Consider the following 21,167-nt stretch of genomic DNA (forward strand, 5'->3'; position numbering starts at 1 on the left):
TTTACGTTCCGGGCCCGCGCCCGGCCCCGCCACCCCGCTTGAATTCGCGCCCCCGCCTGCGTATGTTCATGCCGTGCCCGCAAGGGGACTATGGACATAAACGCGCGTGGAATAAGCGGATCGGACCCGGGGGCGGTACCCGGCGGCTCCACCAGACAACCCTCGTTGGGGGAAGATGGGGCCGAAACAGGATCGACGAACGTGTAAAGGCGTTGCTTTGTCCCGGTGAGGTACCACCGTTATCGGTCCGTAAAGCATAATTGCCAACGACAATCGTGCTCCGGTTGCTCTGGCTGCGTAAGCAGTCCGAAAGACCGAAATCTAAGTCCTTGCGCTTAGCCGCGTAAGGCGGGGTTCGCAGGCACCTGGCAACAGAAGCCTGCACTTCCCCTTCCCTTCGCCGGCCCTGCGCCGCCCGAATTTTTTTCACGCGAAAGTGATCCGATCGCGCGCGCGCCGCGTTTAACCGGCACAGGACGGCTGAAACCGCGCTCGGAAGGGAACTCCATGACTGCCATCGACTACATCAACTTCGCCGTTGCGATCCTGACGATCGCACTGGGCCTGATGGGGTGGCTGGCACCGCGCTGGACGATGGAGCAGCTGGACATGCAGGCGGGGCCGACCAACATGGCCTACACCGAGGTGTCGGCCGCCTCGGGCTGCCTGTTCGTGGGTCTCGGCCTTGGCGCGATGCTGATCGACCAGCCGCTGGCCTGGGTCGTGGTGGGCCTCGCCTATGCCGGCGCGGCCACCGGGCGGGTCACCTCGATCTTCCGCGACAATGCCGCCAGCCGGCAGAGCTGGACCTTCTTCGGCTGCGAGGCGGCGCTGGCGGCCTGGCTGATCCTGGCCAACATCGGCGGCGTCTGAGGGCGCGGCGCGGCCCGGCACGGCCCGCCTTTCCAAACGGAACGAATCTTCTATGGTGAGGGCATCACACCCGGGGATGCCTGCCTGCCGATGTCCGACCGTTCGACCACCATCGCCTATGGCCGCCTGATGCATCGCGCGATGCGTGGCCTGATCCAGACGGTGCTGGCCGATGTGGCCCGCGACGGCCTGCCGGGCGCGCATCATTTCTTCATCACCTTCGACACCGGCGCGCCGGGGGTGGAGCTGGCCGACTGGCTGCGCGACCGCTACCCCGAGGAAATGACCATCGTCATCCAGCACTGGTACGACGCGCTGGAGGTCGACGACGACGGCTTCTCGATCGTGCTGAACTTCGGCGACAACCCCGAGCCGCTGCGCATCCCCTTCGACGCGATCCGCACCTTCGTAGACCCCTCGGTGGAGTTCGGCCTGCGCTTCGAATCGACCGAGGTGGCCGACGACGAGCCCGAGGACGAGCCCCCCTCCCCGCCCGAGCGCCGCACCGACCGCGAGCGCGGCGCCCAGGACGCCGAGGTCGTCAGCCTCGACACCTTCCGCAAGAACCACTGAGCCGTCCCGTCTTGGACCTGTCGTGAATCCGGTCTAGGTGAGCGGCGACGCGCGGCAGCACGAGGCACGAAGAACCGTCATGGCGACCAGCGATTTCGCCCTGTTCATGGGCCAGCTCTTGCGCAAGCCGCACCAGGTGGTGGCGCTGGCGCCCTCGTCGCGGTTCCTCTGCGCCGAGATGGTGGCCGAGATCGACCCCGCCGCCGGCCCGGTGATCGAGCTGGGCGCGGGGACGGGCAACATCACGCAGGCGATCCTCGACCGCGGCGTGCGCCCGCAGGACCTGCATTCGATCGAGATGAACCCCGAGTTCTGCGACCGCCTGCGCGCCCGGTTTCCCGGCCTGAACGTCCACCAGATGAGCGCGGGCGACGTGGGGTCGCTGCCTGTCGAGACCGCGCAGGCGGTGGTGTCGGGCCTGCCGCTCCTGTCGATGCCGGTGGCGCTGCAGCGCGCCATCCTGACGGGCACCTTCCAGCGGGTGCGCAAGGGCGGCACCTATGTCCAGTTCACCTACGGCCCCAAGCCGCCCGTCACCCGCGTCGTGCGCGAGGAGCTGGGCCTCGACTGGCGCGTGTCGGGCAAGATCTGGTGGAACATGCCGCCGGCCCGCGTCTACCGCTTCTTCCAGCCGGGCGCGGGGGCCTGAGGCACGCCATCGCATTGCGTGGACGCGCCGGCGCCGCTAAACGGCATGCAACTGCATACCGGAGTGACCTGAGATGACCGCCACCCGCACCGAATCCGACAGCTTCGGCCCCCTCGAGGTGCCCGCCGACCGCTACTGGGGCGCGCAGACGCAGCGCTCGATCATGAACTTTCCGATCGGCTGGGAAAAGCAGCCGGTCGCCATCGTCCGCGCGCTCGGCGTCATCAAGCGCGCCTGCGCCGAGGCGAACAAGGCGTCGGGCAAGCTGTCGCCCGAGATGGCCGACGCCATCATCGCCGCCGCGCAGGAGGTGATCGACGGCCAGCTCGACGACCATTTCCCGCTGGTGGTGTGGCAGACCGGCTCGGGCACGCAGTCGAACATGAACGCGAACGAGGTGATCTCGAACCGCGCCATCGAGATGCTGGGCGGCGTGATCGGCTCCAAGACGCCGATCCACCCCAACGACCACGTCAACATGGGCCAGTCGTCGAACGACACCTTCCCCACCGCCATGCACATCGCCGCCGCCGTGACGGCGCACGAGGTGCTGATCCCCGGGCTGGAGACGCTGGCCACGGGCCTCGAGGCCAAGTCGGAGGCGTTCCGCGACATCATCAAGATCGGCCGGACGCATACCCAGGACGCGACGCCCCTGACGCTGGGCCAGGAATTCTCTGGCTACGCGATGCAGGTCAGGAACGGCATCGCGCGGATCAAGCTGGCGCTGCCGGGCATCTACGAGCTGGCGCAGGGCGGCACGGCCGTGGGCACGGGGCTCAACACCGAAAAGGGCTGGGACACGACGGTCGCCGCCAACATCGCGGCCATCACCGGCCTGCCCTTCGTCACCGCGCCGAACAAGTTCGAGGCGCTGGCCGCCCATGACGCAATGGTGTTTATGTCGGGCGCGATCAAGACCGCGGCCATGGCCTGCTACAAGATCGCCAACGACATGCGCTTCCTCGGTTCCGGCCCCCGCTCGGGCCTCGGCGAGCTGATCCTGCCCGAGAACGAACCGGGCAGTTCCATCATGCCGGGCAAGGTGAACCCGACCCAGGCCGAGGCGATGACGCAGGTCTGCGCCCATATCCTCGGCAACGATGCGGCGATCGCCTTTGCCGGCAGCCAGGGGCATTTCGAGCTGAACGTCTACAACCCGATGATGGCCTACAACCTGCTGCAGTCGATGACGCTGCTCGGCAACGCCGCCGACAGCTTCACGCTGCGGATGCTGGCGGGGACCGAGGCGAACGTGGAGCGGATCGGCAAGCTGATGCGCGAAAGCCTGATGCTGGTCACGGCGCTGGCGCCCACCATCGGCTACGACAACGCCACCAAGGTCGCCAAGACCGCGCACAAGAACGGGACCACCCTGAAGGAAGAGGCGATCCGCCTCGGCTTCGTGGACGAGGAGACCTTCGACCGCGTGGTGCGCCCCGAGCAGATGATCGGGCCGTCTTGACCGGCAAGGTGGTCAACCTGACCCGCGCGCGCAAGGCCCGCGCGCGGGACGAGAAGCGGCAGGCGGCCGACGCCAATGCCGCGAGGCACGGCCGCACCAAGGCCGAGCGCGAGGCCGAGGCGCGGGATGCGGAGCGCGCCGCGCGCCACCTCGACCAGCACCGCCGCGAGGACGAGGAATGACCGGCCGCCCGCGCAAGCAGTCGGTGACGCTGCGCGGGCACCGCACCAGCGTGTCGCTGGAGGAGGCGTTCTGGGCCGAGCTGAAGCGGCTCGCCGAGGCCGAGGGCAAGTCTCTGAACGAGAAGGTGGCCGAGATCGACGCCGCGCGCGGCGTGCGCTCGGGGCTGGCTGCGGCGATCCGGGTCCATGTGCTTGAGGCGGTGAAGGCGGGGCGTTAGGGCGGCGTTAACTGAAGGTGGGGGAGAATGGGGCATGGACTCGCTCTCCCCGCACAAATCCCCCGAGGCTTTTCTGGCCGATGTCTTCGGCAGCAAGCTGGTCCGCGACGGCAAGGTTGTCCGTCGCTCGCTCCGGGACATCGAGCGCTATTTCGGGCGCGAGGAATTCATCGAGGAGGTCTATCGCCGGGGCTTCCGCGCCATCGAGAACGCGGGGCAGGTCGTGATCTTCTGCAACGCCGAACCCGTCCGCATCCTGCGCCCAAAGGCGCAGTTGCCGCGCGAGCTGTAGAGGGGGCGGAAAACCCGGGTTTCCCGCGCGGGAAATCTCGAGATTTCCCGTGCGTTTTCCCCGGGGAAAACGCCCTACCCCTTCGCCACGAAAAACACCGTCGCCCGCCCCCTCGGCCACCTGCCCCACCAGCCGGTGCCCGCCCTCGGCGCAGAAATGCGGCACATCGACCGCCGCCATCGGATCGTCGGCCACCAGCCGCACCACCTGGCCGGCCCTGAGCACCGCCAGCCGTTGCCGCAGGCGCAGGACCGGCAGCGGGCAGCGCAGCCCCTGCGCGTCGATTTCCACGTCCCAATCCATGCCGCCCCCTACCCCGCCCGCCCCCGCCACGCGAATGTGACGCGTTGGCGCGTGACGCCCCCCGCAAACCCGGCTAGAGGTCGATGCATGTTCGGGATCGACCTCTTCGACGCAGCCCTGCTGCCCGCGATGCTCGTGGCGCTCGTCGCGGGCATCCTCAGCTTCCTCAGCCCCTGCGTCCTGCCCATCGTGCCCCCCTACCTCGCCTACATGGGCGGGATCACCATGTCCGACATCCAGGCCGACGCGCGCGCCGCGCGGCGCAAGGCGCTGCTGGCGGCCGTGTTTTTCGTCCTCGGCCTCTCGACCGTCTTCGTGTTCCTCGGCTTCACCGCCTCGATCTTCGGGCAGTTCTTCCTGCAGAACCAGATCCTTCTGTCGCAGATCGCGGGCGCGGTGATCATCGTCTTCGGCCTGCACTTCCTCGGGGTCATCACCATCCCGCTGCTGAACCGCGAGGCGCGGCTCGACGCGGGCGACCGCGGCGGCTCTGCCTTCGGGGCCTATGTCCTCGGACTTGCCTTCGCATTCGGCTGGACGCCCTGCATCGGCCCGCAACTGGGCGCGATCCTGTCCATCGCCGCGACCGAGGCGAGCGTGTCGAAGGGCACCGCGCTGCTGGCCGTCTACGCCGTCGGCCTCGGCATCCCCTTCCTGCTGGCCGCGGCCTTCATCGACCGCGCGATGGGCGTGATGAACCGGCTCAAGCGCCACATGAAGACCATCGAGCGGATCATGGGCCTCCTGTTGATCGGAGTCGGCGTGGCGCTGATGACGGGCGCCTTCTCGGCCTTTTCCTTCTGGCTGCTGGAAACCTTCCCGGCGCTCGGGCAGCTGGGCTGAAATCTCGCCTTAAGCGCGCCCCGATTCCGGGCTAGGCTCCCGCCCCATGAGCAGTGACGCGCCCGCACCCGAGACCCGCCAAGAGGTCCGCCGGCGCCGGGTGATGTATATCCCCGGCTACGACCCCGTGCCGCCGCGCAAGTACCGCGAACGCTACCGCACGCAATCCGCGCGGCAGGCGGAGCTGTCGGGCTACGCCGTCGAGATCGGACCCAAGCGCGGCGACGGCCGCTTCGGCTGGTCCGTCACCGGCAGGATCGAGGGCGCCGAGACCACGGCCGAGGTCGAGGTGATGTACTGGGCCGACATCGTGCGCGGCTCGATGGACCAGTCCATCGCCGGCACCTACGGCCAGCTCGCGCGCACCGCCTGGGCCTATATCGGCTCGGGCGCGCTGTTCCGGCTGATGCGGCTGCGCAAGGGGCCGGTGATCGCCGCGCTCTACCCGGTGGTGGTGCTGCTGCTGCAGCTGGTGCTGGCCGGGCTGCTCGGCTTCGTGGCCTACACGGTGCTGCTCGCCACCGCCTTCTACGCCGTCATCACCGCCACCGGCGGCCCCGTTCCCGCGCCCCTCGACCTCGCCCTCCTCGCCCTCGCCGCCATCGCCGGGGTCGTCGCGGCGCTGGCCTTCCTGCGCTGGTGCCGCCGCCGCGACCATGTGCTGGCCTGGTACCTGATGCACGACTACGCCTTTTCCGCCCAGCACGGCGGCGCCTACCCGCCCGCGCAGGAGGCGCGCATGGCCGAGTTCGCCGACCGCATCGCCGCGGCGCTGGCGACCGAGGTGGACGAGGTGCTGATCGTCGGCCATTCCTCGGGCGCCTACATCGCGGTCTCGATCCTCGCCGACCTGATCCGCGACGGGCGTGTCCCGCCCGGCGGCCCGGCCCTGTCGCTCCTGACGCTCGGCCATGTCGTGCCCATGGTCAGCTTCCTGCCGCGCGCGACGCGGCTGCGCGCCGACCTCGCCTGTCTCTCGGCGCGCGACGAACTCACCTGGGTCGACGTCACCGCCCCCGGCGACGGCTGCGCCTTCGCGCTCTGCGACCCCGTGGCGGTCTCGGGCGTGGCGCCCGAGGGCAAGCGCTGGCCCCTGGTCCTCTCGGCCGCCTTCAGCCGGACGCTCAAACCCGCGACCTGGTCCGGCCTGCGCTGGCGGCTGTTCGAGCTGCATTTCCAGTATCTCAACGCCTTCGACAACCTGCCGGGCACCCCCGGCGACTACGACTATTTCCGCATCACCGCCGGCCCGCTGACGCTCGCCAGCCGCTTCGCCACCCGCAAGCCCTCGGCCAGCCGGATCGAGCGGCCCGTCAACCGCCACACGGGCCAGGCCGCATGAGCGCCCCCGACCTGCCGCCGAAACCGGCCGCGCGGGCCGACCGGGTGTCGCTCTGGCGCTACATGCGGCTGTTCCGGCAGGACATCCTGTCGGCCCAGCCCGCCCGGCTCTACCGCGCCTGGATGGCCGAGTTCCGCACGCCCTTCTTCCGCTCCTACCTGGTGAACCAGCCCGCGCTGATCGACGAGGTGCTGAAGGCCCGGCCGATGGACTTCCCGAAATCCGACCGGGTCGGCGAAGGGCTGCGGCCGCTGCTCGGCCGGTCGGTGTTCCTGACGAACGGCGCCGAATGGCAGCGCCAGCGCCGCATCATCGACCCGGCCTTCGAGGGCGGGCGCCTGCGCGACACCTTCCCGGCGATGTGGGCCGCGGGCGAGGCGGCGGTGGCCCGCATGCAGCCCGGCACCCGCGAGGTCGAGGCGGACATGAGCCACGCCGCGGCGGACGTGATCTTCCGCACGCTGTTCTCGCTGCCGATCGAGGACGAGATCGCGGCGCAGGTGTTCCACCAGTTCCGCGCCTACCAGCGCACCCAGCCGATCCTGAACGCGGCCGCCTTCCTGCCGCTGCCCCGCTGGATGCCCCGCGGCCACCGCGCCGAGACGCGCCGCACCGCGCAGGCGATCCGGGCGCTCATCACCCGCCTGACCGCGGCGCGCATGGCCGAGATCGCGGCGGGCACGGCGCCCGACGACCTGGCGACCAAGATCATGACCACCGCCGACCCCGAGACGGGGGACCGCTTCACCACCGAGGAGATGGTGGACCAGGTGGCGATCTTCTTCCTCGCCGGCCACGAGACCAGCGCCAGCGCGCTTGGCTGGACGCTCTACCTGCTGGCGCGTTCCCCCGAGTGGCAGGAGCTGGTGGCGGCGGAGGCCGAGGCCGCGCTGGCGGGCGGTGCCGACTTCGCGGTGATGGGCCGGCTGCGCACGGCGCGCGACGTGTTCCGCGAGGCGCTGCGGCTTTATCCCCCGGTGCCCATGCTGGTGCGCGAGACGACCGGGCCCGAGCGGTTCCGCGACCGCGACCTGCCCAGGGGCGCGCAGATCGTGCTGTCGCCCTGGCACCTGCACCGGCACGAGCGGCTGTGGGACAACCCCGACGGCTTCGACCCCGGGCGCTGGCAGACGGAGAACGGCAAGCAGTGCCTGCGCGAGGCGTTCCTGCCCTTCTCGGCGGGCGCCAGGGTCTGCACCGGGGCGGGCTTCGCGATGGTGGAGGGGCCGCTCCTGCTGGCGATGCTGGTGCGCGCCTACCGCTTCGGGACCGTGCCGGGTCGCGTGCCGGTGCCGGTGGCCTACCTGACCGTGCGGGCGAAGGACGGCATCTGGCTGACCGTGACGCCGCGGTGACCGCGCCAGAGCCTTGCAAGGCTCTGGCGACATCCTTGCAAGGATGTCCGCGCGCCGCCGCGGCGCGCGCGAGGGCCTTGCAAGGCCCTGCCACATCCTTGCAAGGATGTGGCCGTCAGCAGAACAGGACCATCGAGCGGGGATCCCAGGCCAGCCGCGCCCGGGCGCCGAAGTCGAGCACCTTGCGACCGGGCATGTTGCGCATGGACACGCGCACCGGCGCCGGCGTGCCGTCCAGCAGCACGTCGTAGTAGGTCATGTCGCCGTAATAGACGACCTCCTTCACGGTTCCGTCCGCCTCGCGCCCGCCCTCGGCGGTCTGGCCCTCGTAGAGGATCGTCAGGCTTTCGGGCCGCACGCCCACCTCGCCCGCGCCGCCGCGCGCGCCGCTCGGGCACTGGGCGGCGTCAAGCTCGGTCCGGCCAAGGCCCAGCACCTCGACGCTCACGCGCCCGTTGCCCTCGCCCACGACGGTCGCCGGCAGGAAGTTCATCGAGCCGATGAACTCGGCCACCCGGCGCGACTTCGGCCGGCGATACAGCGTCTCGGGATCGTCGAGCTGCGCGATCTCGCCCTCGAACATCACCGCGATCCGGTCGGACATGACCAGCGCCTCCTCCTGGTCGTGGGTGACCAGGATGAAGGTGATGCCCACCTCGCGCTGCAGGCGGATCAGCTCGACCTGCATCACCTCGCGCATCTTCTTGTCGAGCGCAGACAGGGGCTCGTCCAGCAGCAGCACCTTGGGCTTCAGGATCAGCGCTCGCGCCAGCGCCACCCGCTGCCGCTGGCCGCCCGACAGCGCATGGGCCGCGCGGGATCCGAACTTGGCCAGACCCACCATCTCCAGCGCCTCGCCCACGGCGCGGCGCTTTTCCTCGGCCGACTTGCCCGACCGGCGCAGGCCGAAGCCCACGTTCTCGGCCACGCTCATGTGCGGAAAGATCGCGTAGGACTGGAACACCATGTTGGTCGGCCGCCGGTTCGGCGGCACGCCCTCCATGTCCTTGCCGTCGAGCAGGACCTGCCCCTCCGAGATGTCCTCGAACCCCGCGATGGCCCGCAGGAGCGTGGTCTTGCCGCAGCCCGACGGCCCCAGCAGCGAGAAGAACTCGCCCTGGCCGATCTCGGCGGTGATCCCGCGCAGCGCGTGGTAGTCGCCGTAGTACTTGTGCACGCCCGTCAGCGTGACGATGGGGGTCCGGCTCACAGGAAGCCTCCGGTGTCTTTGAGCCCCGCGCGCTTCAGGCCGCGGCGGCGGAAGGTTTCGGCGATGATCAGCAGCACGACCGACAGCGCCACGAGGATGGTGCCGAGCGCCATCACCACCGGCAGCCGCGCCGGGAACCGCAGCTGGCCCCACAGGTAGACCGGCAGCGTCGGCTCGTTGCCCGACAGGAAGAAGGCGATGATGAACTCGTCCAGCGAGATGGTGAAGCAGATCAGCAGCGAGGCGATGATCCCCGGCGTCACCAGCGGCAGGGTGATCAGCCGGAAGGTCGACCACGGCGTCTCGCCCAGGTCCACCGCGGCCTCCTCGAGGCTGCGGTCCATGTTGGAAAAGCTGCCCTGCAGGATGGCGATGGCGAAGGGCGTGCAGATCAGCGTGTGGCCCGCGATGATCGACCAGGTGCCGCTGTTCAGCCCCAGCTGCATCAGCACGATCAGGAGCGCGATGGCGACGATCACCTCGGGCAGGACCAGCGGCAGCATGATGAAGCCGACGATCCCCGCCTTGCCCGGAAAGCTGTAGCGCGTGGCCGCGCGGGCGGCGAAGAGGCCGAGGATGGTGGCGAAGATCGCGGTGGACACCGCGATGATGAGCGAGTTCAGCGTCGCCTCGTGCAGCGCGGGCGTGTCGAGCAGCGCCGCGAACCAGTTGAGCGTGAACCCCTGCAGCGGGAAGGCGATGATCGTCCCCGAGTTGAAGGCGAACATCGGCAACAGCACGATCGGCGCGTAGAGCACCATCAGGTAGAGACCGGCAAAGACGCCGAGCGGTCCGAGCCTCATATCCCCCACCTCCCCTTGGGCACGCGCCACAGGATCAGCACCGACACCACCGACGCCACCGCCAGCAGCCCGAGCGAGCCCGTCACCGGGCCGACCAGCGCCGGCCCGTGCAGGAACGCCGCGCGGATCACCGCGATCTCGGCCCCCGCCACCGCGATCGCCGCGGCAAAGCCGACCGGCCCGCCGCCCATGCGGTCGGCCAGCCACAGCCAGGCCCGGGTGCGGCTGATGCCCCACAACAGCGTCATCGCCACGATCATCATCGCCAGCACCGCCAGCGTCGCCCCCATCGGGCGGTCGTTCAGGGCGAAGATCTGGGCGTGGATCATGTTGGCGATCATGGTGCCGCCCGAGCCGCCCACAAGCTGCGGCGTCACGTAGTCGCCGATGGTCGGGATGAACACGATCAGCACCGCGGCCAGCACGCCGGGCATGGCCAGCGGCAGGGTCACGCGCAGGAAGGACATCGCCCGGCTTTCGCCCAGGTCACGCGCCGCCTCGAGCAGCGAGCGGTCGATCTTTTCCAGCGTCACGAAGATCGGCAGGATCGCGAAGGGCGCATAGGCATGGGCCAGCGTGATCACCACCGAGTTGGCGTTGTAGAGCAGCCAGCCCAGCGGCTCGTCGATCACCGGCCCCTGCAGCCGCGCGCCCTCGGGCAGCACCTGCCAGAGCACCGCCGCCACCACCGCCGCGCCGATGCCCACCAGCGCCGTGCGCGGGCCCAGCTGCCCGGTGAACCACAGCACCAGCAGCCCCAGCGCCACCGCCCCCAGCACCAGCGCCACCAGCGCGATCACCGGCACCAGCGTCAGGCCGCTGTTCACCGGCCCGTCGAAGGCCAGGATCACGCGCCACAGGAACACGCGGATCAGGTAGCTGGTCCAGAACGGGATCGTGATCAGGAACAGCCACAGCGACTTGCGGTCGGGCCGCACGTGGAACGAGATGAAATAGGCGACCGGAAAGGCCAGCACCACGGTGACCAGCGTCACCATGCCCGAGATGCGCAGGCTGCGCAGCATCAGCTCGCGGTAGAGCGGGTCGGTCAGGGCCTCGACGTAGTTGCCGAACTGCAGCGTGCGGTCGAACTGCGCCTGGCCGGCGAAGGTGCCGACCTGGGTCCAGAACGACAGCAACAGGATCATCGCCAGCGGCACCGCCAGCAGGAGCAGCGCATAGGCGAAGGTTGGCCCGATCAGGGTCAGGCCCTTGCCCGTCTCGCTGCGCATGGCCTTGCCGAATGTACTCACCCGCCGCCTGCCCCCTTCGCGCCGCGCGTTGATTCCGCGGGCACGATGCGGTTTTCCGGCGCGGGCCGCAAGGGGATTGCGGCACTGCAGCGGGACGAGCCGCGCCGTCAGCGGCCCAGCATCCACACCCCCTCGGGCCAGAAGGCGTGGAAGGCGAAGGCGAACATCACGTCATGCACCACGTCGCGGCCCTGCCCGTCGCGGACCCGGATCTGGCCCACGTCGCGCCCCTCGGCGATGGTCCCGCTGTCGAGCGCCGAGGCCTTGCCGGCGGCCCAGCTGATCGTCACGCCCGCCTCGGCGATCTCGCCGGCCTCGGCCAGCCGGGCAAGCGGCCAGGCGCGGTCGCCCACGCGCACCACCCGCTCCAGAGGCGCGATGCCGTGCGGCGGGTCCTCGCCGGCGTAGAGGAACGGCCGCGCCGCGCTGTCGTAGCCGACATAGGGGTTCTGCCCATAGGCGCGGCGCGCGCCCGGCTCGGCCATCACCAGCCCGTCGGGATAGGCGGCGCGAAAGCTGGCCCAGCTTTCCATCCAGACCGGGATGCCGGCCAGCGCGGTGCCGGTCATCTCGCCGACGATGGCCTCGCCGGTGGCCTGCTGCCACCAGCTCTCGGTCTCGCGGTCATACATCACGAGGTCGGAATTGCGCAGGTTGCCGGTCACGCCGAAGGACAGGACGCGGCCCCCGACGGTCCGGTCGAAGGCCAGCGCCGAGTTGCACAGCGGGCAGAAGGTGATCGCCACCGGGCGGCCCGCGACGGTGTCGTTCACGATCTCGTGCCAGGTGAGGTATCGGATCGGGTAGGCGCGCGGCACCGCGCCGGGCAGCGCCAGGGTCAGGACCGGCTCGGCGTCGCCGATCCGCGTCTCCTGCGCCGCGGGCAGGAAGACGGGGTCGTCGATGGCCGGGATGCCGTCGCGCGGCACCCCGCCGGACCGGATCTCGGACAGTTCGACGCTGCGGGTGCCGAAATCGGTGGCGGGCCAGTCGGCGGCCCATCCGGCGGGCGCCTGCGCCCCGGCGGGCGCGGCGAGGACGCCGGCAAGGCAGAGCGACAGGGCAAGGGCGGCGCGGCGCATGGGAACATCCCCCGGACGGCGGGTCAGGCGTACAGGCTGGCAGGAAAAAGGGGGGCTGTGGAGCCCCCCTCACGCGCTTGTGTCAGGCCGCGACCGCGGTCACTGGGCCGGCGGCGGGGCCACCGGATCGTCATCGCGCACGCGCACGGCCGCCATGCGGTCCGGCGGACCGATCACGGCGCCGTTCTGGCCGCGGCCGCGCTTGATCGCGTCGACCACCTCCATGCCCTCGACCACCTGGCCGACCACCGTGTACTGGCCGTCGAGGAAGGGGCCGGGCTCGAACATGATGAAGAATTGCGAGTTGGCACTGTTGGGGTCCTGCGCCCGGGCCATGCCGATGACGCCCCGTTCGAAGGTGATGTCCGAGAACTCGGCCGGCAGGTCCGGGTAGGCCGACCCGCCGCGCCCGGCATAGCGCATGTCCTGCCCGAAGCGGCCGAATTCCACGTCGCCGGTCTGGGCCATGAAGCCGTCGATCACCCGGTGGAACACCACGTCGGTGTAGGCGCCCTCGGCGGCCAGCGTCACGATGCGCTCGACGTGCTGGGGCGCCACCTCCTCGAACAGGTCGATGACGATGGTGCCCTCGGCCTCGCCGGCCACGTCGATCTCCAGCCCGGTGGCAAGCGCGGGGCTGCCCAGAAGGCAGAGCGCGAGCGCGAGATTACGCATCTGCGGCCACCTTGACGCTGATCATCTTGTCGGGGTTGGCCGGCGGCTCGCCGCGGGTGATGCGGTCGACATGCTCCATGCCCGAGATGACGCGGCCGTAGACCGTGTACTGCCCGTTCAGGAAATGGTTGTCGGTGAAGTTGATGAAGAACTGGCTGTTGGCCGAGTTCGGGTTCGACGAGCGCGCGGCGCCCAGCGTGCCGCGGTCGTGCGGCAGCTTGGAGAACTCGGCCGGCAGGTCGGGCTTGTCCGAGCCGCCGGTGCCGGCGCGGCGGATGTTGCCGCCTTCCTTGCCGTGCTCCACGTCGCCCGACTGGGCCATGAAGCCCTCGATCACGCGGTGGAAGATGACGCCGTCATAGGCGCCCTCGCGGGCCAGTTCCTTCATCCGCTCGACGTGCTTCGGCGCCACGGCGGGCAGGAGCTCGATGACGACCGTGCCGGTCTTCAGCTCCATCAGGATGGTGTTCTCGGGGTCCTTGATCTCGGCCATCGGCCGGGCCTCCTGTCTGTCAGTGTTTCTTGGGGAACTTCGCGTCGAGCGCCGCCTTCACGGGCGGCGTGACGAAGGGGGTGACATCGCCGCCGAGGCGGGCGATCTCCTTCACGAGCTTGGAGGCGATCGCCTGCCGGTCCGCCTCGGCCATGAGAAAGACGGTGTCGATGCCGGAGTTCAGTTTCCGGTTCATGCCCACCATCTGGTATTCGTATTCGAAATCCGCAACCGCGCGCAGGCCGCGGATGATGATCGAGGCGCCGACATCCTGCGCGCAGTCGATCAGCAGGTTCTCGAAGGGGTGGGCGACGATCTCGGTCCCGGTCTTGGCCGACAGCTTGGCGCATTCCGCCTCGACCATCGCCACCCGCTCTTCCAGCGAGAACAGCGGGCCCTTGTCGCGGTTGATCGCGACGCCGATCACCAGCCGGTCGACCAGCAGGCCCGCCCGCTTGATGATGTCGATGTGGCCCAGCGTGATCGGGTCGAAGGTGCCCGGATAAAGCCCAATGCGCATGACCAGCCGTCTCCCTCAGCCTCGCCCGCGGGGACGCAACAATATTGCAGGCCGGGATGCAACCCCCCACCCCGACGCAGGGCCGCGCCCGGTGCGGGTTTCCCGCCCTTGCCCGCCGCCCCGCGCCACGGCGAAATCCGGGCGCGGGTGACGGACCAGGGGCGGAGGGATCATGCGGATCGGGGTCATCGAACGGCTGGCGGCGCAGACCATGGCCGCGCGCGGGATGACGCGGGCGCAGGCGCTCAGGCGCCACGCGCTGGTCTGGGGCGGGCTCGGGGCGCTGTGCCTGGGCGCCGCGCAGGCCGGGCCGGTGGCTGGGCTGATGCTCGCGCGGCGAGGCGCCGAGGTGCCGCTCGCCGTGCTGCTGACGGGCTGCGGCGGCCTGTTCCTGGCGCTGGCGGCCGCGTTTCTGCTGAGCCTCCGGGGCGACGAGGGCTGAGCGTCCGGCTCAGAACCCCTTGATCATGCCCTCCAGCGCCTCCTTCTCCATCGCCAACTCCGACAGCTGCGCCTTGACCACGTCGCCGATCGAGATCAGGCCGACCATCTCGCCGGCCTCGACCACGGGCAGGTGGCGGAACCGGCCCTCGGTCATCTTGGCCAGCACCGCGTCCGAGCTGTCGTCGCGGCGGCAGGTGACGATCTCGGCGGTCATCACGCCGTCGACCGCGTCGGCCATGCAGGACACCCCCTTGGCCGCCAGTTCCCGCACGATGTCGCGCTCGGACAGGATGCCCGCCACGCGCTTGCCGTCGGGCGAGACCACGACCGCGCCGATCCGGCGCTGCGCCAGCGTCCGGGCCGCGTCGGCCAGGCTGGTGCCCGGCGTGATCGTCACCACGCCATCGTCGGATTTCGATTTGAGGATCTGCTGCACCAGCATGACCGGCCTCCCTTGGTTGTCCCCGTCCCTGCCCGCAACGTCCACCCGCATGGGTTGAGCTGTCAAGGGAAACAGGGGGGCGGTCAGGCCACGCTCGCCTCGAGCCGCGCGATTTCGGCGCGCATCCCGTCGCGCAGCAGCGTGGCGAAGCGGTCGAGCCGGGCGTCGCGCGGCCCCGCATGGCTGACCAGCCAGAAGGCGCGGGTCAGCCGCACACGGTCGGGCAGCACCCGGACCAGATCGGGGGCAGCGGGCAGCGCGAAGTCGTGCACGATCGCCAGCCCCGCGCCCGCCCGGGCGAGGTTCAGCTGCACCGACACGGCGTTGGAGGCGAGCGGCACACGGGTCACGCCGAAGCCGGCGAGATAGTCGAGCTCGGCGTCGAAGATCATGTCGGGGATGTAGCCGATCATCCGCGCGCCCTTCAGCGCCTCGGGCCCGTCCGGCGCGCCGTGGGCGGCGAGCCAGTCGCGCGAGGCGGCCAGCGACAGGTGGTAGTCCGACAGCTTCTCGGCGCGCAGGCGCTGGGTCGCGGGGGGCGACACGGTGATGGCGAGGTCGGCCTCGCGGCGCGACAGGTTCACCACCCGGGGCAACGCGAGGATCTGGATGTCGAGGTCGGGGTGCGCCGCGCCGATCTGCGCGCAGACCTGCGGCAGAAGGTAGTTGGCGCAGCCGTCGGGCGCGCCGATGCGCAGCGTCCCCGACAGCCGCTCGCCCCCTGCCCCGGCGGTTTCCGCCCGCCCCTCGGCCAGCGCCGCCTCGGCGGCCTCGGCGCGCGGCAGGAGGCGCTGGCCCGCCTCGGTCAGCGCGTAGCCCTGGGGCGACTTGGCAAAGAGGACGGCGCCGAGGCTGCGCTCCAGCCGCGCGATCCGGCGGCCCGCGGTGGCGGGGTCGAGACGCAGGGTTTTCGCCGCGCCGGACAGCCCCTCGGCGCGGGCGACGGCGAGAAAGACGCGCAGGTCGTCCCAGTTCATGGAAGCCCCCAGTTGCGGCGCGGGCGTTTTCCTCGAGGAAAACGCACGCGAAATCTCGAGATTTCCCGTGCGGAAAACCCGGGTTTTCCGCCCCGCCCTTGCATTATCGCAAAACGACTTTGGCAACCTGCCGCTTTTCCCGGCATTCCTGCAAGGCTAGACTGCGCGCCGAGAGACACCACACCCCCGAGGGAGGACGAGATGCAGCAGATCGGACACTGGATCGACGGCAAGCGCGTGGCGGGCACGTCGGGCCGCACCGCCGATGTCTACAACCCCGCGACCGGCGAGGTGCAGGCGCAGGTCGCGCTCGCCTCCAAGGCCGAGATGGACGCCGCCGTCGCCAGCGCGGCCAAGGCGCAGAAGGCATGGGGCGCGATGAACCCGCAGCGGCGCGCGCGCGTGATGATGGAGCTGGTGCGCCTGCTCAACCGCGACATGGACAAGCTGGCCGAGGCGATCAGCCGCGAGCACGGCAAGACCTTCCCCGACGCCAAGGGCGACGTGCAGCGCGGCCTCGAGGTGATCGAGTTCTGCATCGGCGCGCCGCATCTGCTGAAGGGCGAGTTCACCGACAGCGCCGGCCCCGGCATCGACATGTATTCCATGCGCCAGCCGCTGGGCGTGGTCGCGGGCATCACGCCCTTCAACTTCCCCGCCATGATCCCGCTGTGGAAGATGGGCCCGGCGCTGGCGTCGGGCAACGCGATGATCCTCAAGCCGTCCGAGCGCGACCCGTCCTGCCCGATGATGCTGGCCGAGCTGTGCCAGGAGGCGGGCCTGCCCGACGGCGTCCTGCAGGTGATCAACGGCGACAAGGAAGCGGTCGACGCCATCCTCGACAACGACACGATCCAGGCCGTGGGCTTCGTCGGCTCCACCCCGATCGCGCAGTACATCTACAGCCGCGCCACCGCGAACGGCAAACGCAGCCAGTGCTTCGGCGGCGCCAAGAACCACATGATCATCATGCCCGACGCCGACATGGACCAGGCCGCCGATGCGCTGGTCGGTGCGGGCTACGGCGCGGCCGGCGAACGCTGCATGGCGATCTCGGTCGCCGTGCCGGTGGGCGAGGAAACCGCCGACCGCCTGATCGAGAAGCTGGTGCCGCGCATCGAGGCGCTGAAGGTCGGCCCCTACACCGCCGGCAACGACGTCGACTTCGGCCCCGTGGTCACGGCGGCCGCCAAGGCCAACATCCTGCGGCTGGTCGAAAGCGGCGTCGCGCAGGGCGCCGAGCTGGTGGTCGACGGCCGCGACTTCAGCCTGCAGGGCTACGAGAACGGCTTCTTCGTCGGCGCGCACCTGTTCGACCGCGTGACGCCGGACATGGACATCTACAAGACCGAGATCTTCGGCCCCGTCCTGTCCACCGTCCGCGCGGCCTCCTACGAGGAGGCGATCGGCCTGGCGATGGACCACGAATACGGCAACGGCACCGCGATCTTCACCCGCGACGGGGACGCGGCGCGCGACTTCGCCAACCGCATCAACATCGGCATGGTCGGCATCAACGTGCCGATCCCGGTGCCGCTGGCCTACCACACCTTCGGCGGCTGGAAGCGGTCGGGCTTCGGCGACCTGAACCAGCACGGGCCGGACGCCTTCCGCTTCTACACGCGGACCAAGACGGTGACGGCGCGCTGGCCCTCGGGCATCAAGGAAGGCGCGGCCTTCAACTTCAAGGCGATGGAATGACAGGCGCCTCGGGCGGGGCCATCCCCGCCCCCGGCACCATCACCGGCGCCGTCCCCGGCGGGGGCGGCGCCGGTTGCGTTTGCGCCATGGCGAAGGCGCGCAACGCCTCGGCCTCATGCCCACGGTGCTGGCGCGCCTTGAGGCATTCGAAGCTGCCCGCGCGGAAGGCGCGGCAGGCGGTCGGGCGGTCCTCGTAGATCGCGCAGAGCGTGGCGCCCTCGGCCGTGACCGTCAGTTGCGCGCAATGCCCGCAGGCCATGCTCATGTAGCGGCGGCCCTCGATCTCGGTCGTGGCCGAGGCCGGAATCGCGCGGCCGCGGTCCTCGGGCAGAAGGGCGACATAGCGGTCGTGACCGCCGAAGCAGCAGGCCCCGCAGGCCGTGCAGTCGAATGTGGGGGAGGACACCGAAGCACCCGTGCGATGCGCCGGCAGGGCCGGCCCGATGCCGCCCGCGATGCGCCGCCGGGGCAGATAGCGGCCCGCGCGACGCCCGGCAAGGGGAGCGGTTGCGCAAGTTAACGCTTGTCACGGCTCCGCGATTTTCACAAAACTGCGAGGACGGCGTTTCCAGTGTCAGGCGAGAGTTGTCATGCCAGTAACGTTCCGGATTTTTCCGGACCATGCACTCGTGACCGTGCGCTACACGGGTCACGTGCGGTTCTGCGACGGTCAGTCCGCGTTCTGCGACTACCTCGAACACCCGGACCGGCGCAGACGGGAAAAGCACCTGCTGGACCTGAGCGAGGTGACGGGGTTCGACCGCGACTATGCCCGGCTGATGCAGATGCAGGCGGTCAAGGCCGCCGCCTTCTACGAAACCGGCGGGCCCGCGATGCTGCTGTACCTTGCGCCTACGGACGTCAGCCTGCGTCTGGCCCTGATGTTCCAGCGCAGCTGGGACGGGGTGGCCGACCTGGCCGTGCGGGTCGTGCGCGAGACCGAGCAGGCCGAGGACGTGCTGGGCCTGCGCCCCGGCGCGCTGGAGACCCTGCTGCAGACCGTGCCCTGACGTCCGCGCCCGCCTTGCCCCTTGGCAAGGCCCCGCCGCCCCGGCCATGCTGGCACGACCGCAACCGGAGGGGGCGCGCGCATGACCGACCAGGCCTTCACGCTGGGGATCGAGGAGGAATACCTCCTCGTCGACCGCGAGACGGGCGATCTGCGCCAGGCGCCCGAGGGGCTGATGCAGGCCTGCGCCGCCGAGCTCGAGGGGCAGGTCAGCCCCGAGTTCCTGCAATGCCAGATCGAGATCGGCACCCGCGTCTGCACCGACATCGCCGCCGCGCGCGAGGATCTGAGGCGCCTGCGCGCCACGGTCTCGGCCTGCGCGGCCCGGCACGGGCTGTCGCCGATCGCGGTGTCCTGCCACCCCTTCGCCGACTGGAAGGACCAGCACCACACCGACAAGGACCGCTACAACCGTCTTGCCCAGGACCTCGGCGGCGTGGTGCGGCGGATGCTGATCTGCGGGATGCATGTCCATGTCGGGCTGCCCGACGACGAGACGCGGATCGACCTGATGGGGCAGATGTCCTACTTCCTGCCGCATCTCTTGGCGCTGTCGGCGTCGTCGCCCTACTGGCAGGGGCAGGACACGGGGCTGGCCTCCTACCGGCTGACGGTGTTCGACAACCTGCCGCGTACCGGGCTGCCGCCACTGTTCAGTTCCTTCGCGGAATACGGCCGCACCACCGACACGCTGATCGAGCTGGGGCTGATCGAGGACACCACCAAGATCTGGTGGGACCTGCGCCCCTCGCACCGCTTCCCGACGCTGGAGGCCCGCATCTGCGATGTCTCCCCCCGGATGGAGGACGCGCTGGCGCTGGCCGCCCTGGTGCAGTGCCTGATGCGCTTCTTCCACCGGCTGCGGCAGAAGAACCAGCGCTGGCGCATCTACGACCGCTTCCTGATCAACGAGAACCGCTGGCGCGCGCAGCGCTACGGCACGACCGAGGGGCTGATCGACTTCGGCGCAAGGGCCATCATCCCCCTGCCCCGGGCCGTGGCCGAGATCCGCGAGCTGATCGCCGAGGACGCCGCCGCGCTGGGCTGCGAGGCTGAGATCGCGCGGCTGGCCCACATCGCCGAGGCCGGCACCAGCGCCACGCGCCAGCGCCGCGCCTTCGCCGAGGCCAGGGCCGCGGGGCGCGACGACCGCGCGGCGATGAAGGCGGTGGTCGACCACCTGATCGAGGAGTACCACCTCGACCTGTGACGGGCGCGCGGGCGGCCTTGCAAAACTCCTGCAACAGTCGGTAATTAAACGAGCGTTCAATTCTTCGGGCACCAAGGGGAGGAGCCGCAGATGGACTTCGCACTGAGCGAGGAGGCGCAGGCCGTCCACGACATGGCGCTGGAGTTCGGCCAGGCCGAGATCGCGCCCCACGCGCGCGACTGGGAACGGGAGGGCACGATCCCCAAGGCGCTGTGGCCCAAGCTGGCCGCGCTGGGCTTCGGCGGGCTCTACGTGTCCGAGGACAAGGGCGGATCGGGCTTGAGCCGGCTCGAGGCGACGCTGGTGTTCGAGGCGCTGAGCCGCGCCTGCCCCTCGGTCGCGGCCTTCCTGTCGATCCACAACATGTGCGCCAAGATGATCGAGCTCTATGGCTCGGACGAGCTGCAGGCCCGGTTCCTGCCCCGAGCGCTGGGCATGGAGACCTTCTTTTCCTACTGCCTGACCGAACCCGGCTCGGGCTCGGACGCGGCCGCGCTCAAGACGCGGGCCGAGCGCACCAACGACGGCTACGCGCTGACCGGCACCAAGGCCTTCATCTCGGGAGGCGGCTATTCGGACGCCTACATCGTGATGTGCCGCACCGGCGGCGACGGCCCGCGCGGGATCTCGGCGGTGATCGTCGAGGACGGCGCCCCGGGCCTGTCCTTCGGCGGGCTCGAGGACAAGATGGGCTGGCGCTCGCAGCCGACGCGGCAGGTGCAGTTCGACGCCTGCGCGGTGCCGGCCGGCAACCTGCTGGGCGAGGAAGGGCTGGGGTTCAAATACGCCATGGCGGGGCTGGACGGCGGGCGGCTCAACATCGCGGCCTGTTCGCTGGGCGCGGCGGCGGCGGCGCTGGAGCAGACGCTGGCCTACATGGGCGAGCGCAAGGCCTTCGGGCAGAGCATCGACCAGTTCCAGGCGCTGCAGTTCCGGCTGGCGGACATGGAGATCGAGCTGGAGGCCGCGCGCGTGATGCTGCGGCAGGCGGCGTGGAAACTGGACCAGGGCGCGCCGGACGCGACGAAACATTGCGCCATGGCCAAGAAATTCGTGACCGAGGCCGGCAGCCGCATCGTCGACCAGTGCCTGCAGCTGCACGGCGGTTACGGCTACCTGGCCGACTACGGCATCGAGAAGCTGGTGCGCGACCTGCGCGTGCACCAGATCCTCGAGGGCACCAACGAGATCATGCGCCTGATCGTGGCGCGCCACATGCTGGCCGCGCGCTAGGCGGCGGGCGGGTCATGCGT

25 protein-coding genes and 1 other RNA gene are annotated in these 21,167 nt (G+C 70.2%); 15 read left to right on the top strand and 11 right to left on the bottom strand.

What is annotated here, in order from left to right:
• Window positions 1–34 precede the first annotated feature (34 nt).
• From ssrA to HCU73_RS16090, 7 genes are all read left to right on the top strand, one after another.
• Window positions 35–386: a transfer-messenger RNA gene (ssrA, locus tag HCU73_RS16060) on the top strand.
• Window positions 387–507: 121 nt separating this feature from the next.
• Entirely contained in the window at window positions 508–873 is a 366-nt protein-coding gene (locus HCU73_RS16065; RefSeq protein ID WP_210730678.1) for a DUF4345 family protein, read from the top strand.
• Window positions 874–963: 90 nt separating this feature from the next.
• On the top strand, window positions 964–1,446 hold the full coding sequence (locus tag HCU73_RS16070; RefSeq protein WP_168624497.1) for an SspB family protein: 483 nt from the start codon (window positions 964–966) through the stop codon (window positions 1,444–1,446).
• A 79-nt stretch (window positions 1,447–1,525) separates the two neighbouring features.
• Window positions 1,526–2,095, top strand: a complete 570-nt coding sequence (locus HCU73_RS16075; RefSeq protein WP_168624498.1) for a class I SAM-dependent methyltransferase — start codon at window positions 1,526–1,528, stop codon at window positions 2,093–2,095.
• A 73-nt stretch (window positions 2,096–2,168) separates the two neighbouring features.
• Window positions 2,169–3,560: a class II fumarate hydratase gene (fumC, locus tag HCU73_RS16080; protein WP_168624499.1), complete on the top strand. Its 1,392-nt coding sequence runs from the start codon at window positions 2,169–2,171 to the stop codon at window positions 3,558–3,560.
• Window positions 3,557–3,742, top strand: coding sequence for a DUF4169 family protein (locus HCU73_RS16085; protein ID WP_168624500.1), 186 nt, complete (start codon window positions 3,557–3,559; stop codon window positions 3,740–3,742). The genes fumC and HCU73_RS16085 overlap by 4 nt, the downstream gene beginning before the upstream one ends.
• Window positions 3,739–3,960, top strand: a complete 222-nt coding sequence (locus tag HCU73_RS16090; protein ID WP_168624501.1) for a ribbon-helix-helix domain-containing protein — start codon at window positions 3,739–3,741, stop codon at window positions 3,958–3,960. Before HCU73_RS16085 ends, HCU73_RS16090 begins: the two co-directional genes overlap by 4 nt.
• A gap of 7 nt (window positions 3,961–3,967) precedes the next feature.
• Here the strand turns inward: HCU73_RS16090 and HCU73_RS18895 are convergent, their stop codons facing one another.
• A complete protein-coding gene (locus tag HCU73_RS18895) occupies window positions 3,968–4,555 on the bottom strand; it encodes a sulfurtransferase TusA family protein (RefSeq protein ID WP_338052131.1) in 588 nt (195 codons plus the stop codon).
• Between the two features lie 87 nt (window positions 4,556–4,642).
• On the opposite strand from HCU73_RS18895, the gene HCU73_RS16100 reads away from it, so the two are divergent.
• The 3 genes from HCU73_RS16100 to HCU73_RS16110 are packed head-to-tail and all read left to right on the top strand — an operon-like array spanning window position 4,643 to window position 8,095.
• Complete coding sequence (locus HCU73_RS16100) at window positions 4,643–5,398, top strand: cytochrome c biogenesis CcdA family protein (RefSeq protein ID WP_168624502.1); 756 nt, start codon at window positions 4,643–4,645, stop codon at window positions 5,396–5,398.
• Between the two features lie 46 nt (window positions 5,399–5,444).
• Window positions 5,445–6,740, top strand: coding sequence for a hypothetical protein (locus HCU73_RS16105; RefSeq protein WP_168624503.1), 1,296 nt, complete (start codon window positions 5,445–5,447; stop codon window positions 6,738–6,740).
• Complete coding sequence (locus HCU73_RS16110; protein ID WP_168624504.1) at window positions 6,737–8,095, top strand: cytochrome P450; 1,359 nt, start codon at window positions 6,737–6,739, stop codon at window positions 8,093–8,095. The genes HCU73_RS16105 and HCU73_RS16110 overlap by 4 nt, the downstream gene beginning before the upstream one ends.
• A gap of 115 nt (window positions 8,096–8,210) precedes the next feature.
• On the opposite strand, the gene HCU73_RS16115 is transcribed toward HCU73_RS16110, so the two are convergent.
• The 7 genes from HCU73_RS16115 to coaD all read right to left on the bottom strand — a co-directional run bounded on the left by HCU73_RS16115 (window position 8,211) and on the right by coaD (window position 14,131).
• Window positions 8,211–9,305: a polyamine ABC transporter ATP-binding protein gene (locus HCU73_RS16115; protein WP_168624505.1), complete on the bottom strand. Its 1,095-nt coding sequence runs from the start codon at window positions 9,303–9,305 to the stop codon at window positions 8,211–8,213.
• Entirely contained in the window at window positions 9,302–10,108 is an 807-nt protein-coding gene (locus HCU73_RS16120; protein WP_168624506.1) for an ABC transporter permease, read from the bottom strand. The genes HCU73_RS16115 and HCU73_RS16120 overlap by 4 nt, the downstream gene beginning before the upstream one ends.
• A complete protein-coding gene (locus HCU73_RS18900; RefSeq protein WP_420853588.1) occupies window positions 10,105–11,361 on the bottom strand; it encodes an ABC transporter permease in 1,257 nt (418 codons plus the stop codon). The genes HCU73_RS16120 and HCU73_RS18900 overlap by 4 nt, the downstream gene beginning before the upstream one ends.
• Window positions 11,362–11,468: 107 nt before the next feature.
• Window positions 11,469–12,443, bottom strand: a complete 975-nt coding sequence (locus HCU73_RS16130) for a DUF3179 domain-containing protein (RefSeq protein ID WP_168624507.1) — start codon at window positions 12,441–12,443, stop codon at window positions 11,469–11,471.
• A 99-nt stretch (window positions 12,444–12,542) separates the two neighbouring features.
• Complete coding sequence (locus tag HCU73_RS16135; RefSeq protein ID WP_168624508.1) at window positions 12,543–13,118, bottom strand: peptidylprolyl isomerase; 576 nt, start codon at window positions 13,116–13,118, stop codon at window positions 12,543–12,545.
• The gene (locus HCU73_RS16140) at window positions 13,111–13,611 is read right to left on the bottom strand and encodes a peptidylprolyl isomerase (RefSeq protein WP_168624509.1); all 501 of its coding nucleotides are present in this window, start codon (window positions 13,609–13,611) and stop codon (window positions 13,111–13,113) included. The genes HCU73_RS16135 and HCU73_RS16140 overlap by 8 nt, the downstream gene beginning before the upstream one ends.
• Before the next feature lie 19 nt (window positions 13,612–13,630).
• A complete protein-coding gene (gene coaD, locus HCU73_RS16145) occupies window positions 13,631–14,131 on the bottom strand; it encodes a pantetheine-phosphate adenylyltransferase (RefSeq protein WP_168624510.1) in 501 nt (166 codons plus the stop codon).
• A 172-nt stretch (window positions 14,132–14,303) separates the two neighbouring features.
• Here coaD and HCU73_RS16150 point away from each other — a divergent pair, with 172 nt between their 5' ends.
• Window positions 14,304–14,573 carry a hypothetical protein gene (locus HCU73_RS16150; RefSeq protein WP_168624511.1) on the top strand — a complete coding sequence of 90 codons (270 nt, stop codon included), beginning with the start codon at window positions 14,304–14,306 and terminating at the stop codon, window positions 14,571–14,573.
• A 9-nt stretch (window positions 14,574–14,582) separates the two neighbouring features.
• On the opposite strand, the gene HCU73_RS16155 is transcribed toward HCU73_RS16150, so the two are convergent.
• Both HCU73_RS16155 and HCU73_RS16160 read right to left on the bottom strand, forming a co-directional pair.
• Window positions 14,583–15,017 carry a CBS domain-containing protein gene (locus tag HCU73_RS16155; protein WP_168624512.1) on the bottom strand — a complete coding sequence of 145 codons (435 nt, stop codon included), beginning with the start codon at window positions 15,015–15,017 and terminating at the stop codon, window positions 14,583–14,585.
• 83 nt (window positions 15,018–15,100) lie between these two features.
• The gene (locus tag HCU73_RS16160) at window positions 15,101–15,994 is read right to left on the bottom strand and encodes a LysR family transcriptional regulator (RefSeq protein ID WP_168624513.1); all 894 of its coding nucleotides are present in this window, start codon (window positions 15,992–15,994) and stop codon (window positions 15,101–15,103) included.
• A 201-nt stretch (window positions 15,995–16,195) separates the two neighbouring features.
• Between HCU73_RS16160 and HCU73_RS16165 the strand changes: the two genes are divergently transcribed.
• Window positions 16,196–17,695: a CoA-acylating methylmalonate-semialdehyde dehydrogenase gene (locus tag HCU73_RS16165; protein WP_168624514.1), complete on the top strand. Its 1,500-nt coding sequence runs from the start codon at window positions 16,196–16,198 to the stop codon at window positions 17,693–17,695.
• Here the strand turns inward: HCU73_RS16165 and HCU73_RS16170 are convergent.
• On the bottom strand, window positions 17,679–18,101 hold the full coding sequence (locus tag HCU73_RS16170; protein ID WP_168624515.1) for a YkgJ family cysteine cluster protein: 423 nt from the start codon (window positions 18,099–18,101) through the stop codon (window positions 17,679–17,681). The two genes, HCU73_RS16165 and HCU73_RS16170, sit on opposite strands and share 17 nt — an antisense overlap.
• A gap of 184 nt (window positions 18,102–18,285) precedes the next feature.
• Between HCU73_RS16170 and HCU73_RS16175 the strand changes: the two genes are divergently transcribed.
• From HCU73_RS16175 to HCU73_RS16185, 3 genes are all read left to right on the top strand, one after another.
• Window positions 18,286–18,705, top strand: coding sequence for a hypothetical protein (locus HCU73_RS16175; RefSeq protein ID WP_210730679.1), 420 nt, complete (start codon window positions 18,286–18,288; stop codon window positions 18,703–18,705).
• 81 nt (window positions 18,706–18,786) lie between these two features.
• Window positions 18,787–19,914 (top strand): carboxylate-amine ligase, encoded by a 1,128-nt coding sequence (locus HCU73_RS16180; protein WP_168624517.1) that lies wholly within the window; start codon window positions 18,787–18,789, stop codon window positions 19,912–19,914.
• A 90-nt stretch (window positions 19,915–20,004) separates the two neighbouring features.
• The gene (locus HCU73_RS16185; RefSeq protein ID WP_168624518.1) at window positions 20,005–21,147 is read left to right on the top strand and encodes an acyl-CoA dehydrogenase family protein; all 1,143 of its coding nucleotides are present in this window, start codon (window positions 20,005–20,007) and stop codon (window positions 21,145–21,147) included.
• Window positions 21,148–21,167: the final 20 nt, after the last annotated feature.

The sequence above is a fragment of the Roseicyclus persicicus genome, from assembly GCF_012395815.1.
In the GTDB taxonomy this organism is placed as follows: Bacteria; Pseudomonadota; Alphaproteobacteria; order Rhodobacterales; family Rhodobacteraceae; genus Roseicyclus; species Roseicyclus persicicus.